General features: G+C 67.5%; 10 protein-coding genes. 8 read left to right on the plus strand and 2 right to left on the minus strand.

The annotated features are described in order from the left end of the window. Nucleotides 1-78: 78 nt before the first annotated feature. Nucleotides 79-1,452 (minus strand): FGGY-family carbohydrate kinase, encoded by a 1,374-nt coding sequence (locus AC0IZJ_RS28030; RefSeq protein ID WP_471855508.1) that lies wholly within the window; start codon nucleotides 1,450-1,452, stop codon nucleotides 79-81. Continuing rightward, entirely contained in the window at nucleotides 1,449-2,330 is an 882-nt protein-coding gene (locus tag AC0IZJ_RS28035; protein ID WP_471855510.1) for a DeoR/GlpR family DNA-binding transcription regulator, read from the minus strand. The genes AC0IZJ_RS28030 and AC0IZJ_RS28035 overlap by 4 nt, the downstream gene beginning before the upstream one ends. 475 nt (nucleotides 2,331-2,805) lie before the next feature. Between AC0IZJ_RS28035 and AC0IZJ_RS28040 the strand changes: the two genes are divergently transcribed. The 8 genes from AC0IZJ_RS28040 (at nucleotide 2,806) to AC0IZJ_RS28075 (ending at nucleotide 14,965) form a co-directional block, all read left to right on the plus strand. Further along, nucleotides 2,806-4,914, plus strand: a complete 2,109-nt coding sequence (locus AC0IZJ_RS28040) for a bifunctional rhamnulose-1-phosphate aldolase/short-chain dehydrogenase (protein WP_471855512.1) — start codon at nucleotides 2,806-2,808, stop codon at nucleotides 4,912-4,914. Nucleotides 4,915-4,947: 33 nt separating this feature from the next. After that, complete coding sequence (gene rhaI / locus AC0IZJ_RS28045; protein ID WP_471855513.1) at nucleotides 4,948-6,246, plus strand: L-rhamnose catabolism isomerase; 1,299 nt, start codon at nucleotides 4,948-4,950, stop codon at nucleotides 6,244-6,246. Between the two features lie 156 nt (nucleotides 6,247-6,402). Then, nucleotides 6,403-7,770 (plus strand): glycoside hydrolase family 28 protein, encoded by a 1,368-nt coding sequence (locus AC0IZJ_RS28050; RefSeq protein ID WP_471855515.1) that lies wholly within the window; start codon nucleotides 6,403-6,405, stop codon nucleotides 7,768-7,770. Between the two features lie 17 nt (nucleotides 7,771-7,787). Continuing rightward, complete coding sequence (locus tag AC0IZJ_RS28055) at nucleotides 7,788-8,111, plus strand: L-rhamnose mutarotase (protein ID WP_471855517.1); 324 nt, start codon at nucleotides 7,788-7,790, stop codon at nucleotides 8,109-8,111. Beyond that, a complete protein-coding gene (locus AC0IZJ_RS28060; protein WP_471855519.1) occupies nucleotides 8,075-8,830 on the plus strand; it encodes a DUF6250 domain-containing protein in 756 nt (251 codons plus the stop codon). The genes AC0IZJ_RS28055 and AC0IZJ_RS28060 overlap by 37 nt, the downstream gene beginning before the upstream one ends. Continuing rightward, entirely contained in the window at nucleotides 8,821-10,362 is a 1,542-nt protein-coding gene (locus AC0IZJ_RS28065) for an alpha-N-arabinofuranosidase (RefSeq protein WP_471855520.1), read from the plus strand. Before AC0IZJ_RS28060 ends, AC0IZJ_RS28065 begins: the two co-directional genes overlap by 10 nt. Then, nucleotides 10,359-12,191: a glycoside hydrolase family 2 protein gene (locus AC0IZJ_RS28070; protein ID WP_471855522.1), complete on the plus strand. Its 1,833-nt coding sequence runs from the start codon at nucleotides 10,359-10,361 to the stop codon at nucleotides 12,189-12,191. Before AC0IZJ_RS28065 ends, AC0IZJ_RS28070 begins: the two co-directional genes overlap by 4 nt. Before the next feature lie 35 nt (nucleotides 12,192-12,226). Next, entirely contained in the window at nucleotides 12,227-14,965 is a 2,739-nt protein-coding gene (locus tag AC0IZJ_RS28075) for an exo-rhamnogalacturonan lyase family protein (protein ID WP_471855523.1), read from the plus strand. The last annotated feature ends 161 nt before the right edge of the window (nucleotides 14,966-15,126 follow it).

Consider the following 15,126-nt stretch of genomic DNA (forward strand, 5'->3'; position numbering starts at 1 on the left):
GGAGCTCTTTGGTTACTTTCTGGCGGACCAGAAAGTGACTCGCCCGCCGGGGCGAAATCCCGGCACCGCACTCACGCATCAAGCCACTCCAGCCGCAGCCCGCCAAGCATCCCGATACGACCACCATCCCGGCGGATTCCACGCCACCACAGGAGCAGCAGCCAGCTCGGCCTCGCGCCCCCAGGCATCCAGCAACCACGCCCCGCAAGTCGTGCCACTGCTGTCATCCGACACCGTCACATCGCGGCCCTCAGCCAGCCCAGCCAGCAAAGGCCCGAACCACGGGTTCGCCGTGAAGGCGCCCTCGACGACGACGCGCCCGCTCGCGCCCAGGCCCGACAGGCAGTAGTCCGTCATGAGCACCACATACAGGGTGGCCAGCGCCGCGCGCTCCGCATCGGTCTCCGCCATCGGGCCATCGACACGGCCGATGCGGCCCGCAAACGGCCCGCCCGTCTCGGCAAAACACGGCAACGCCATCGTCTGCCGCGCAATCAGCCGTTCGACATCGGCCGCAGCGAAGGCAGCCGGCTGAGACCCCGCGATCGCTCCGAACTCACGCCCGCCCATGAAGCGCATGCACGGCACCGCGTCGCCAAAGACATCGCAGTTGGCCAGCATGTCCTGCGCCTCGACCAGCGGCTTGGTCGCCGAGCCCAGCGCCGCTGCGATGACCCAGGTGCCGGTGGACAGCACCGTGCAGGGTCCGCTCTGTTGCAGCGTCAGCAGATGGCGCAGCAGCGAGGCATTGCTGTCGTGGATGCCGCAGACGATCTCGCAATCCGCCGACAGCCCGGTGTCCGCCACCAGCTCGGGTCGCAGCGTGCCCAGGCGCGCCCAGGCATCGCGACGCGGCGGGAAAAGGTGCTGCCAACCCTGGCTCTCGACGAGGGACGACCACGCGCCCTCGCGCGGCCGCCACAGGTCGGTGTGGCAACCCAGCGAAGTGACTTCGCTCGCCGCCACGCCGCACAGGCGCCAGGCCCAGTACTGCGGGTACATCAACAGGTGCGTCGCCCGCCCGAACTCTGCCGGGAAGCTCGTTTGCAGCCACTCGATCTGGCGGCCGAGGTTGAGGCCGGCGGGCAGCCGGGGCGAGCCGCTTTCGTCAAACGCCGGCCGCAATGCGTCGTAGCGCGCAGCATCGCCCGGCACATGCTCATAGTCCAGCACCGGCAGCACCAGGCCGGCGTCGTCGATCAGCGCCGCCGTCGCGCCATGCGTCACGGGCACGATGGCGCGGATATCGGCCAGCGCCGACATCTCGCGCAGCTGGCCCAGCATCCAGCTCCACAGCCGCTCGGTGTCGTGGTGCGGGTAGGGCGCGGTGCTCCGGACGGTGTTGGGCGTGCGCGCCTCGGCCAGCGTCTTGCCAGCCGCGTCGATCAGCGTGAGCTTGGCGTTGGTCTTGCCGATGTCGAGGACGACGGTGCCAGGCTGCAAAGTACTCAAGAATTCAGCACCGTGCGGCGTCCGTAGGCCCCCGACTCCAGCACGGCGGCGTAGTCATGCGAGCTCAAGGCTGAAGCCTCCACCACCCGAGGGTCCACGGCTTCGGGCTCCACGGTGATGACGCGCACGCCGTAGTGCTCCAGCAGCTGCACGGCGCTGTCGGACGCACCGGTGTCGGTGATGACGGTGGACACGCGGTTCAGGCCGCACAGCACCAGGCCGGCCTTGCGTGCGAACTTGGAGCTGTCCACCAGCACGACGAGTTGCTCCGCCTGGCTGATGAGGCGCTTCTCGGCCTGGATCAGCAAAGGGTCGGCCTCCATCAGCCCCAGGATGCTCAGGCCGTAGACGCCCATGAACATCTTGGCCGCGTAGTGATGCTGGGCGACGTCGTTCTCGAAGGGGCTGAGGATGACGTTCTGCTCGCGGTAGACCTTGCCGCCGGGCAGGATGATCTCGTTGTCGCTGGTGACGAGCAAGCGCTCGGCCATCAGGAAAGAGTTCGTGAGAATCTTCAGCTGTTTCTCGACGAGAAACTCCGCCATCATGAACGTGGTGGTGCCACCATTGATGATGATGGTTTCACCGTTATTGCACATCGAGGTGGCATAACGGGCGATGGCACGTTTGGCAGCAGTATTTTGCTGCGCGTTGTTTTGAAACGTCTCGCTGCTCAGCGTATATGACTTCTTGCGCTGCTCAAGCCTTTGAGCGCCGCCGCGGGTACGTGTCAATTGGTTTTTAGTGGCCAGCCAGGAAATATCCCGCCGCACGGTGGCGGCCGAAGCCGACAACCATTCCATCAATTGCTGCACGCTGGCGTGCTCGCGCTCGTCCAGGAGTTTGAGAAGACGCTTGTGACGCTTGTGATTGATCATGGGGAACACCTTTGTCGGGCGACCTGCCGGAAGGGCGGCGACCGTTGTCTCGTCGTTATATCGCCCAGCCCTCTATGTGCAGTCCCGGGGCGGGCGTCGCTTGCGTTCGGCAGCCTGGCTTAGGGCCGGTCGCCTGACCACGGCCGGGGTGCGTAGGCGCCGGCCGCCGGCGTCATCTCCACTCACGCTCACGATCGCTCAGAGCCTGGGTGAAACGCCGTTCCAAGTGCAGATTACGTCAGCCCCAAGCCAAGGTCAATCAGCAAACGCTCACGGCCGTGAGCGTTTCGTGAGCGAAGACCCTAGGCTGCGCGCTTTCGCTCATCCTTTTGATTTCCTGCGGCTGCCCTGCCCATGGAACGGCGTTTCGCTTCACACTGCGCTCCGTTTCCTCGATGAATCTCCCGCCACTGAGCGGTGCCGGGCTGCAAGCGGCGGCCATGGCGACGAATACGGACTGAATACAGGCAAGCTGATGACTGCAAATTCCCAAACCTCCGCACAAACTCCCATCGTTTCCAAGTGGGACGATGCCGTGGCCGCCAAAATGAGCGAACCGGAGCTGCTGCTCTATCGCTCCAATCTGCTCGGCTCCGATTTGCGCGTGACGAATTTCGGCGGCGGCAATACCTCGGCCAAGGTCATGATGCGCGACCATCTGACCGGCGAGGATGTCGAAGTGCTGTGGGTCAAGGGCTCCGGCGGCGACCTGGGTTCCATCAAGCTCGATGGTTTCTCCACGCTCTACATGGACAAGCTGAATGCGCTGAAGAAGCGTTATCGCGGCCTGGAACATGAAGACGAGATGGTGGATTACCTGCCGCACTGCACGTTCAACCTGAACCCGCGTGCCGCGAGTATCGATACCCCCCTGCACGCCTATATCCCGAAGAAGCATGTCGACCACATGCACCCGGACGCGATCATCGCCATCGCCGCCTGCGCCGACAGCAAGCGCCTGACCGAGGTGATCTTCGGCGGCCAGTTGGGCTGGCTGCCCTGGCAGCGCCCGGGCTACGACCTCGGCTTGAAGCTTGAAGCCCTGGCCACTTCGCAGCCCAACCTCAAGGGCATCATTCTGGAAGGCCACGGCCTGTTCACCTGGGGTGACACCGCCAAGAGCTGCTACGAGATCACGCTGGAAATGATCCGCCTGGCCGAGCAGTGGCTGGCCGAGAACATCAAGCAGCCGGTGTTCGGCGGCGTCAAGACGATCACCCTGCCCGCTGAACAGCGCGCGGCACTGGCCGCCAAGCTGATGCCTGCACTGCGCGGCCGCATCAGCGCCAGCGAACGCAAGCTGGGCGACTTCAACGACAGCGACGTCGTGCTGGAGTTCGTTGGCAGCAACGACCTGGCCAAGCTGGCCGCGCTGGGCACGTCCTGCCCCGACCACTTCCTGCGCACCAAGATCCGCCCGCTGGTGCTGAACTTCGACCCGGCCAACCCCGATGTCGACGCCGTGCTGGCCGGCCTGGACGACGCGCTGGAGGCCTACCGTGCCGACTACCGTGCCTATCACGAGCGCTGCAAGCGGCCTAACAGCCCGGCCGTGCGGGATGCCAATCCCATCATCTACCTGATCCCCGGCGTCGGCATGCTGTCCTTCGCCAAGGACAAGGCCACCGCCCGCATCGCCGGCGAGTTCTACATCAACGCCATCAACGTGATGCGCGGCGCCAATGGCGTGGACACCTATGTCGGCCTGCCCGAGCAGGAAGCCTTCGACATCGAGTACTGGCTGCTTGAAGAAGCCAAGCTGCAACGCATGCCCAAGCCCAAGAGCCTGGCCGGCCGCGTGGCCCTGGTCACCGGCGGCGCCGGCGGCATCGGCCAGGCCGTCGCCCGCCAGCTGCTGCAGGAAGGCGCCTGCGTCATGCTGACCGACATCGACGGCGAAGCGCTGGAAGAAGCCAGCAAGGCGCTGATCAAGGTCGGCGGCAAGGACGCTGTCGCCACCGTGCGCGGCGACATCACGTCCGAAGCCGAAGTGGAAAGCCTGATCGCGGCCACGGCGCTGCGCTTCGGCGGCCTGGACATCCTCGTGTCCAACGCCGGCATCGCCTCCGCCGCGCCGCTGGAAGACACCTCGCTGGAAATCTGGAATCGCAACCAGAACATCCTTGTCACCGGCTACTTCCTGGTCAGCCGCGCCGCCTTCCGCCTGCTCAAGGCACAGAAGATCGGCGGCAGCATGGTGTTCGTCGCCAGCAAGAACGGCCTGGTCGCCTCGGCCGGCGCCTCGGCCTATTGCACGGCCAAGGCAGCCGAGATCCACCTGGCCCGCTGCATCGCGCTGGAAGGCGCACCCATCGGCGTGCGCGTCAACGTCGTAAACCCCGACGCGGTCATCCGTGGCTCGCGCATCTGGGACGGCAAGTGGAAGGAAGAGCGCGCCGCGTCGAACAAGATTGACAGCGACAACATCGAAGAGTTCTACCGCCAGCGCAGCATGCTCAAGCTCAGCGTGCTGCCCGAGGACATCGCCGAGGCGGTGTACTTCCTGGCCAGCGACAAGGCCGGCAAGAGCACGGGCAACATCCTCAACGTCGACGCTGGCAATGCCGCTGCGTTCACCCGCTAAGCGCAAACTGGCAAAGCAGTACAGGAGACATCCATGACCACGAACATCATCGACGCCGGCCAGGTCGAGCAACACAACGCCAGCCAGCGCGCCAACCTGCAAGCCGACTACGACGCGCTGGGCGGCATGCTGTCGCGCCGCGGCGTGGACATCGAGGCGCTGACGGCCAAGGCGCAGACCTTCGCCGTGGCTCTGCCCAGCTGGGGCGTGGGCACCGGCGGCACGCGCTTCGCGCGCTTCCCCGGCAAGGGCGAGCCGCGTGACGTGACGGAGAAGCTGGAAGACTGCGCCGTCATCAACCAGCTGACGCGCGTCACGCCCGCCGTGTCGCTGCACTTCCCCTGGGACAAGCCGAGCGACCCCAAGGCGCTGCGCCAGCAGGCCGACAGCCTCGGCCTGAGCTTTGACGCCGTCAACAGCAACACCTTTCAGGACCAGGCTGGCCAGGCCCACACCTACAAGTACGGCAGCCTGACCGCGCAAAGCAAAGCTGCCCGCGAGCAGGCCGTGGCGCACAACATCGACTGCATCGAGCTGGGCAAGACGCTCGGCTCCAAGGGCCTGACCGTGTGGGTGGGCGACGGCGCCAACTTCCCCGGCCAGAACAACCTGCGCGGCGCGCTGGAGCGCTACATCGACTCTGCCAAGGGCATCTACGCCGCGCTGCCGGACGACTGGCTGATGTACATCGAACACAAACTGTTCGAGCCGGCGTTCTACTGCACCGTCATCGCCGACTGGGGCACCAGCTTCGCCACGGCGCAGACGCTGGGCGAGAAGGCCAAATGCCTGGTGGACCTGGGACACCATGCGCCCAACACCAACATCGAGATGATCGTGGCGCGCCTGGCGCAGTTCGGCAAGCTCGGCGGCTTCCACTTCAACGACAGCAAGTACGGCGACGACGACCTGGACTCGGGCTCCATCGACCCCTTCCAGCTCTTCCTGGTCTTCAACGAGCTGGCCGATGCGGCCGAGCGCGACGGCGCCGCCTTCAAGCCCTCCTACATGCTGGACCAGTCGCACAACGTGACCGACCCCATCGAAAGCCTGATGCAAAGCGCGATCGAAGTGCAACGCGCCTTCGTGCAGGCTGCGCTGGTGGACCGCAAGGCACTGGCCGGCTACCAGCTGGACAACGACGCGCTGCAATCGGCGCAGGCGCTGAAGAAGGCCTTCCGCACCGACGTGAGCCCCATCCTGGCCATGGCCCGACTGCGCAGCGGCGCCGCCATCGACCCGGTCGCCGCCTACCGCGCCAGCGGCTATCGCGAGCAGGCTGCGGTGAAGCGTCCGCCCAAGGCAGGCGCCAGCGGCTCCGGCATCGTTTGAACGTGGTGCCCCTCGTCCAAGGGGTACCTTGGCCGGTCCCCCGAGGGGACGGCGATGCTCGCCGGATCGACCGGCAAGCACATCGCCAGAGCGGGCCGGCTTGGGAGCGGCCCGGCGCTCGGCCCGAAACAGGCACGACGGCCGTCGAGTGCTGAAGTGAACGCACAAGACTTCGGCGCCCGCGGTGACGGGTGCACGCTCAACACCCGCGCCCTGCAGGCCGCCATCGATACGGCGGCCCTTCAGGGCGCGGAGTTGCGTGTGGGCCCCGGGGTCTACCTGACCGGCTCCCTCTTCCTGAAGAGCGGCATGACGCTGCGGCTGGACCGCGGCGCCACGCTGCTCGGCTCCCGCCACCTGGCCGACTACCCGCTGCTGCCCACGCGCGTGGCGGGCATCGAGATGCGTTGGCCGGCGGCGCTGGTCAACATCTACGGCGAGCAGGACGTGAGTCTGCTCGGCGAAGGCTGCATCGACGGCGATGGCCAGGTCTTCTGGGACAGCTACTGGGCCCTGCGCGCCCGCTACGAGCCACGCGGCCTGCGCTGGGCGTCGGACTACGACGCGCAACGCCCACGCCTCATGCAGGTCTTCGAGTCCGCGCGCGTCACCATTGGCGAGGGCCTGCTGCTGCGCCGCTCCGGCTTCTGGACGCTGCACCTCTGCTATTCGGAGGACGTGACCGTCGACGACATCACCATCCGTAACAACGACGAGGCGCGCGGCCCTTCGACGGACGGCATCGACATCGACTCCTCGCGCCGCGTGACCATCCGCCACGCCGACATCGCCGTCAACGACGACGCCCTCTGCCTGAAGGCCGGCCGCGACGCCGACGGCCTGCGCGTGGCGCGGCCCTGCGAAGACATCAGCATCAGCGACTGCATCGTCCGCGAAGGTGCCGCCGGCCTCACCTTCGGCAGCGAGACCTCGGGCGGCTTCCGCCGCATCGTGGCCCAGCGCATCGAGGTGCACGCGCCCGTGCCGGTGGGCCTGCTGTTCAAGAGCGCGCCCACGCGCGGCGGCTTCATCGAGGACGTGTCCATCAGCGACCTGAGCCTGCACGACGTGCCGGTCGCCATGCGCGCGACGATGAACTGGAACCCGGCCTACAGCCAGGCGCAGATCCCCGACGCCGAGAAGCCCAACGCGCCGCCGCACTGGCTGGCCATGGCCCAACCGGTGTCGCGCGAGCAGGGCCGTACGCGGGTCGAGGGCGTGCGCATCCAGCGCCTCACCGCGCGCGGTGCCGAGGTCGCCTTCGAGGTCGACGCCACCGCCGAAGTGCCGCTGCGGCGCTTCGATTTCCGCGCCGTCGACATCGAAGCCCGCAGCGGCGGCCATGTGCAGGACGCCCTGGCCTGGCACTTCGACGATGCCTGCCGCTTCAAGCTCGGCTCGCCCATCGCCGTGGGCGAGAGCTGCCAGATCGACGGCCTTGCCGCGACGCATTGGCGTGTGGATGCCGAGCTGCGCCGCCGCGACGTGTCGGCCCTGCCCATGGCCGAGCAGGACGTCCAATAAAGACAAGGAGACAAACCATGAGCGACGAGATTCGCGCCTTCAAGATGCAGTTGAAACCCGGCGTGGTGGCCGAGTACAAGAAGCGCCACGACGAGCTGTGGCCCGACCTGGCCGAGGCACTGCGCGGCGCCGGCATTTACGACTACTCCATCTTCCTGGACGAGAGCACGCTGAGCCTGTTCGCCGTGCTCAAGCTCAAACCTGGCATGCCCATCGACGAACTGCCATTGCAACCCGTCATGCGCCGCTGGTGGGACTACATGGCCCCGCTGATGGACGTCGAAGCCGACAACAAGCCGCGCCAATGGGATTTACCTTCCGTCTTTCACTTTGCGGGCTGATCGCCGCGCTGCCGCTGACGGCGGCAGCCTGGTGCGAAGCGCCACGCAAGCTGGAGCCCATCGCCACTGACGACTTCAACGCCGGCCTCGCTCGCTGGCGGCTGGAGGCCGAGGACGAGCGCGCCGTCGTCACCGCTGCGAACGGCGTGCTCGACATTGCCACGCCTGCCGGCCTGTCGCTGTGGTGGCGCGAGCCCTTGAGCGGCGACTACGCCATCCGCTTCACCGCCGTCGCCCTGCCCGCGCCCGCCAGCGCCGGGCCGCATGCTGGCCGTATCTCAGACCTGAACATGTTCTGGAATGCGCTCGAAGCCGACGGCGGCGAGCCCTACCCGCGCAGCGGCAAGTTCGCCGGCTACGACGGGCTGCCGACTTACTACGTGGGCTTTGGCGCCAACGCCAACACGACGACACGTTTGCGCCTGTACGACGGCATCCAGCGCCGCCTGCTAACGGGCTTTGCGGACGGACCGGTCGCCGAGACCGGCGAGCAGCTGATGACGCCGCAGACCCGTCTGCATGCCGGCGAACCGCTCACCGTCGAGATTGTTTCGCGCCGACCCACGGCCAGCGACCCGGTTCACCTGCGCTGGCGCGCCAACAGCAACGAACTCTTTACACGCGCCGACGCCAATGCGCGCCTGCACGGCTACTTTGCGTTTCGCACGACTGCCAGCCGTCTGCAGATCCGCGACTTCCAGGTCTTCCAATGCCGATGAATCATCTGCTGCTCTCCATCAGCCTCGCGGCCTCGCTGACCCACGCGGCCGAGCCCGTGAAGATCGACATCCAGGCCGACAAGCCCGGCCCCGTCATCGCCAGGCAGATCTACGGCCAGTTCGCCGAGCACCTGGGCGCCGGCATCTACGAAGGCTTGTGGGTGGGCACGGACAGCAAGATCCCCAACGTGCGCGGCTGGCGCAGCGACGTCGTCAATGCGCTGAAAGCCATCAAGGTGCCCGTGCTGCGCTGGCCCGGCGGCTGCTTCGCCGACGAATACCACTGGCGCGACGGCATCGGCCCGCAGGCCCAACGGCCGCCGCGCGTCAACACCAGCTGGGGCGGCGTCATCGAGCCCAACGCGGTTGGCACGCATGAGTTCATGGACCTGGCCGACCAGCTCGGCAGCGAGGTCTACATCAACGCCAACCTCGGCTCCGGCACCGTGCAGGAGATGGCTCAGTGGCTGGAATACCTGACGGCCGAGGGCGACACCGCCCTGGCCCGAGAGCGCCGCGCCAATGGCCGCGACAAGCCTTGGAAGATCCAGTACTGGGGCATCGGCAACGAGAGTTGGGGCTGCGGCGGCAACATGAAGCCCGGCTATTACGCCGACCAATACAAGCAGTGGGCCACCTTCGCCAAGGCACCGCGCGGCAACCGGCCCAAGCTCGTCGCAAGCGGCGGACAGGAGCTGGAGCTGCACTGGACCGAGACGCTCAGCGCCGAGATCAAGCAGATGAGCGCCATCACCCACCACCAGTACTCGCTGCCCACGCGCGACTGGAAGAAAAAGGGCGCGGCCATCGGTTTCCCGGAGGCCGAATGGATCTCCACGCTGGCCGTGCCGCAGACCATCGACGGCTACCTGGCCAAGCACCGCGAGATCCTTGACCGCAACGACCCGGCGAGGAAGTTCGCCATCTACTTCGACGAGTGGGGCAGCTGGTACGACCCCGAGCCTGGCACCGATCCCGGCTTCCTCGTGCAGCGCAATACCCTGCGCGACGCGGTGCTGGCCGCCCTGCACTTCCATGTCTTCCATCGCCACGCCGAGCGCGTGAAGATGGCCAACATCGCGCAGATGGTCAATGTGTTGCAGGCCGTGGTCGTCACCGACAAGGAGCGCATGGCGCTGACGCCCACGTATCACGCGTTCGCGATGCACCTGCCTTTCATGGACGCAACCTCGCTGCCGGTGCAACTGAGCGGTGTGCCGACGTATGCGCTGGGCAAGTACAGCATCCCGGCCGCGTCCGCGAGCGCGGCCAAGGGCGCGGACGGCAAGCTGCTGCTGAGCCTCACCAACACGAATCCGAACCAGGACCTGCCGTTGCAACTGGCGGTAGGCGGCAAGGGCGTCCGCGCCGTGACCGGCCAGTTGCTGACCGCTGCGGTCATGGACGCAGAGAACCGTTTCGAGGCGCCTGACCGCGTCAAGCCGCAGCCCTTCAAGGCGCAAGCCAAGGACGGCACTTTGAGTCTCATGCTGCCGGCCAAGTCCGTGCTCGTTCTGGAGCTGCAACCGTGATCCGTCGCCTTCTCATCCTGCTCGCCTTCATCGCCGCACCCGCCCTGGCCGCCGATGCACTGCGCCCGCCGCTGCTGCTGACCGGCGCCCGGGCCAACGTGCAGGACCTTTCCGGCCGCTGGACCTATTCCAAGGACCTGTACCGCACCGGTTTCACTGATATCAACGGCTGGGTCGCCAAGTCGCGCATGCAGCGCCACCGCGACGTGGACGTCGCTGCCGAGGAGACCAAGTCCGGCCCGGCTTTCTTCGAGTTCGACCTCGACCGCGGCCCGGCGATGGACATCCCCGGCGCGTGGAACTCGGCCGTGCCCGAGCTGCGCTACTTCGACGGCCTGATCTGGTTCCAGCGCCGCTTTGATGCGCCGGTGAAGACCGGCCAGCGCACATTCCTGCGCTTCGAGGCCGTCAACTACCGCGCCTACGTCTACCTGAACGGCAAGGAAGTCGGCCGGCACGAAGGTGGCTTCACGCCCTTCGTCGTCGAGGTGACCGACACGCTGCGCGCGCAGGGCAACCGCCTCGTCGTCGGCGTGGATTCCAAGCACGATGCCAACAGCGTCCCCGGCGAGATCACCGACTGGGATCTCTACGGCGGCATCACGCGGCCCGTCAAGCTCATCCAGACGCCGGCCACCTTCATCGACGACGCGACGCTGCGCCTGACCGACGCCGGCCGCCTCGTCGGCAGCCTGCAGCTCAACGGCCCGCAGGCCGCCAACCGCGCCGTGAACCTGCGCATCGCCGGCCTGAACCTCTCGGTGCCGGCCCGCACCGATGCCAACGGAGAAGCGCGCTTCGACGTCGCAGCACCGGCCAGCCTGAAGCGCTGGTCGCCCGACGCGCCGACGCTCTACGACGTGGACTTCGATGCCGATGGCGACAAGGTACGCGACCGCATCGGCTTCCGCACGATCGCCGTGCGCGGCAGCGAGATCCTGCTGAACGGCCAGCCGATCTTCCTGAAGGGCATCTGCATCCACGAGGAAGAGATAGGCCCCAACCCCGCGCGCCGCATTGATGACGCCGCCGCGCGCCGGCTGCTCGGCGAGGTGAAGAACGGCCTGCACGGCAACTATGTGCGCCTGTCGCACTACCCGCACAACGAGGCCATGCTGCGCGTGGCCGACGAGATCGGCCTGCTGGTGTGGAGCGAGATCCCCGTCTACTGGACCGTGAATTGGGACAACCCGGCCACGCTCGACCTGGCCCGCCGCATGCAAGCCGAGACCATCTACCGCGACCGCAACCGTGCCGCCGTCGTGCTGTGGAGCATCGGCAACGAGACGCCGGTGGCCGACAACCGCACGCGCTTCCACACCGCGCTGGCCGAGACCGTGCGAGCGCTGGACCCGAGCCGCCTCATCAGCGCGGCGCTGCTGGTGGAGCGCAAGGGTGACGTCATTCACATCGCCGACCCGCTGCTGAATCAGCTCGACGTCATCGCCGTGAACACCTATGCCGGCTGGTACGGCGACGACACGCTGGAGGCCGTCGGCAAGCTGCGTTGGGACGTGCCGGCGGACAAGCCGCTGCTGTTCAGCGAGTTCGGCGCCGACGCGCAGGCCGGCTTCCAGGACGCCCAACTGCGCCGCAAGTTCAGCGAGGACTTCCAGGTCGATTACTACCGCGCCACGCTGGCCATGGCCGGCAAGGTGCCGACGCTGCGCGGCCTGTCGCCCTGGGTGCTGAAAGACTTCCGCTCGCCGCGCCGTGAGCACCCCGTCTTCCAGAAGGGCTGGAACCGCAAGGGCCTGATCTCCGAGACGGGCCAACGCAAAGCGGCCTTCAACTATCTCGCCGACTACTACCGCAGCCTGCCGCGCTGATTGATCGCCACCGCCATCCAACCGTCAAGGTGCCCATGAAGCTGTCTCCCTTCTCCCGCCGCGGCTTCCTGCAGTCCACGGCTGTCGCTTCCATCGCCTCGTCCCTGCCCGCCGCGCAGGCGGCCACGGCCAACCTGCCAACGACGACCACGCCGGTCGGCGACACGACGCTGCGCTGGCTCGACGGCGTCCCGCCGTCGCGCTTCGAAGGCGCTACCTTCGGCGTGCCCTGGCCACGCGGCCAAGTGAAGTCCACAGCCAAAGCGCTGGACTTCAAGCTCGGCAACCATGCCATGCAGTCCTGGCCGCTGGCCTACTGGCCCGACGGCTCGCTGAAGTGGACGGCACACGCGGTGGCTGGCGGCACGCCGCAAGGCCCGCTGAAGCTGGAGAGCGGCAAGCCCGCCGCTGGCGGCCTGACCGTCAAGCAATCGGCCACTCAGATCGTCATCAGCGCCGGTAACCTCACCTGGACCGTGCCCACGCGCGGTGAAGCGCTGATCGAGCAGGCCACGCGCGCCGGCCGCGTCACGCTCAAGAACCTGAAGCTCATTGCACTGCGCCAGGACGACGCAGAGCCCGAGTTGGACGGCAAGACCGCGCGCCAGGCCTTCAGCAGCAAGGTCAACACCGTCACGGTCGAGCAGCAAGGCCCCGTGCGGGCGGTGCTCAAGCTCGACGGCACGCACACCGCGAATGGCAACGAGAAGGGCCGCGACTGGCTGCAGTTCTCCGTGCGCCTGTACTTCTACGCCGGCGCGGAGAGCGTGCGCATCGTCCACACCTTCGTCTGGGACGGCGACCCGGCCAAGGACTTCATCGCCGGCCTGGGCGTCACGGCGCAGGTACCGATGACCAACGCCACGCACGACCGCCATGTGCGTTTCTCCGGCGAAGGCGTCGGCGTGTGGGGCGAGGCCGTGCGGCCCGTGACCGGCCTGCGCCGCGACCCGGGCAAGCCCTACCGCGACGCCCAGGTCGCCGGCCAGGCCCTGCCCGCGCTGGCCGGAATGGCCAAGGCTGTGCAGGACGGTCTGAAGTGGATCCCCGAGTGGGGCGACTTCTCGCTGTCGCAGGCCAATGCCGACGGCTTCACGCTGCGCAAACGCACGCAATCGGGCCAGGCCTGGATCGACTCCAACGGCGGCTCGCGAGCCAAGGGCCTGGTCTATGCCGGCGGCGCCTCGGGCGGCGTGGCGCTCGGCCTGAAGGACTTCTGGCAGCGCGCCCCCGTGCGGCTGGACGTGCGCGGCGCCGCAGGCGAGCTGGCCGACGTGACGGCGTGGCTCTACTCGCCCTCGGCCCCGGCGATGGACATGCGCTCCTACCGCTCGCGCGGCGACATGGACACGCACGAGAAGGAGATCCAGGGCCTCAATATCACCTACGAGGACTACGAGGCGGGCTGGGACAACTCCATGGGCGTGGCTCGCACATCGGAGCTGCAACTGTGGGTGCTGGGCACCACGCCGTCGCACCAGGTGTTCTCGGACATGGCCGAGCAGGTCGCCAACCCGGCGCGGCCGGTGCTCGCGCCGGAGCGCATCCACGCGTGTGGCGTCTTCGGCGACTGGGACCCGGCCGCCACCGCCGGCTCATCCGCCCGCAAGCTCATCGAGGACCGCCTCGCGCTGCAACTGGGCCAGTACCTGAAGGAAGTCGAGCAGCACCGCTGGTACGGCTTCTGGAACTACGGCGATGTCATGCACGCCTATGACGTCGACCGCCACATGTGGCGCTACGACATCGGCGGCTATGCCTGGGACAACTCGGAGCTGTCCACCGACCTGTGGCTGTGGATGAGCTACTTGCGCACCGGCCGCGCCGACATCTTCCGGCTGGCCGAGGCCATGACCCGCCACACCGGCGAGGTGGACGTCTACCACCTTGGCGAGTTCAAGGGCTTCGGCACGCGGCACGGCGTGCAGCACTGGTCCGACTCGTCCAAGCAGCCGCGCGTGTCCAACGCCGCCTACCGCCGCATCTACTTCTACCTCACCGCCGACGAGCGCTGCGGCGACCTGATCCGCGAGCTGCTGGACAGCGACGCCGACATCGCCAAGGTCGACATCTCGCGCAAGCTGGCGCGCAGCGCGGCGCCGCCGGAAGCGACAGGGCTGCCCGGCGTCGGCTTCGGCACGACCTGGGGTTCCTGGATCGCCGCGTGGCTGACCGAGTGGGAGCGCACCGGCGACAAGCGCTGGCGCGACAAGCTCGTCAACGGCATGCAGAGCATCGGCGACATGAAGCGCCGCTGGTTCGCCGGCGGCGCGCCCTACGACGCGAAGACGGGCAAGTTCATGGGGCCCGGCGAGAACGCCTCCATCTCGCACCTGAACGGCGTGTTCGGCGTCATCGAGATGAGTTCGGAGCTGCTCACGCTGGTCGACGTGCCCGCCTACCGCCGTGCCTGGCTGGAGTACTGCCGCTACTACAACGCACCCAAGGACGAGATCGTCGCGCTGCTCGGCCGCGACCCCGGCGGCCGCAGCCTGGCCGACACGGGCTCGCGCATGACGGCCTATGCCGCCTTCCAGGAAAAGGACCGGGCGCTGGCCCTGCGCGCCTGGCGCGAGTTCTTCGCGTCGCGCGCGCTGCGGGGCGGCGGCACCGTGCGGCGCATCGGCGGCGTCGACGTGATCCGGCCGCTGGACGAGCAGGCCAGCATCAGCACCAACGATTCGGCGCAGTGGGGGCTGGCGGGCATCCAGAACCTGGCGCTGATCGGCGATTCGCTGGACGAAGCTGCGAAGGCGGCGGGGCTGGTGCAGTGACGCTTGGCGCGCCTGCTGCTGTGGCCGCTGGTAGGCGGCCAGGCCGACGCGCGGGTTCACATTGAGCGGCTGATGTGGCTTAGTGGCCAGGCCCAGCCGGGATTTCGTCCCGGCGGCCGACCTACTTTTTGCGCCGCCAAAAAGTAGGCAAAAAGCTCTCC

It is taken from the genome of Roseateles sp. AC306, assembly GCF_979253795.1.

Bases quoted from the DNA above. Each gene is read 5' to 3' on its own strand.
- AC0IZJ_RS28035 (WP_471855510.1), bottom strand. From the start codon at position 2,330: ATGATCAATCACAAGCGTCACAAGCGTCTTCTCAAACTCCTGGACGAG.
- AC0IZJ_RS28040 (WP_471855512.1), top strand. From the start codon at position 2,806: ATGACTGCAAATTCCCAAACCTCCGCACAAACTCCCATCGTTTCCAAG.
- rhaI (WP_471855513.1), top strand. From the start codon at position 4,948: ATGACCACGAACATCATCGACGCCGGCCAGGTCGAGCAACACAACGCC.
- AC0IZJ_RS28055 (WP_471855517.1), top strand. From the start codon at position 7,788: ATGAGCGACGAGATTCGCGCCTTCAAGATGCAGTTGAAACCCGGCGTG.
- AC0IZJ_RS28060 (WP_471855519.1), top strand. From the start codon at position 8,075: ATGGGATTTACCTTCCGTCTTTCACTTTGCGGGCTGATCGCCGCGCTG.
- AC0IZJ_RS28065 (WP_471855520.1), top strand. From the start codon at position 8,821: ATGCCGATGAATCATCTGCTGCTCTCCATCAGCCTCGCGGCCTCGCTG.
- AC0IZJ_RS28075 (WP_471855523.1), top strand. From the start codon at position 12,227: ATGAAGCTGTCTCCCTTCTCCCGCCGCGGCTTCCTGCAGTCCACGGCT.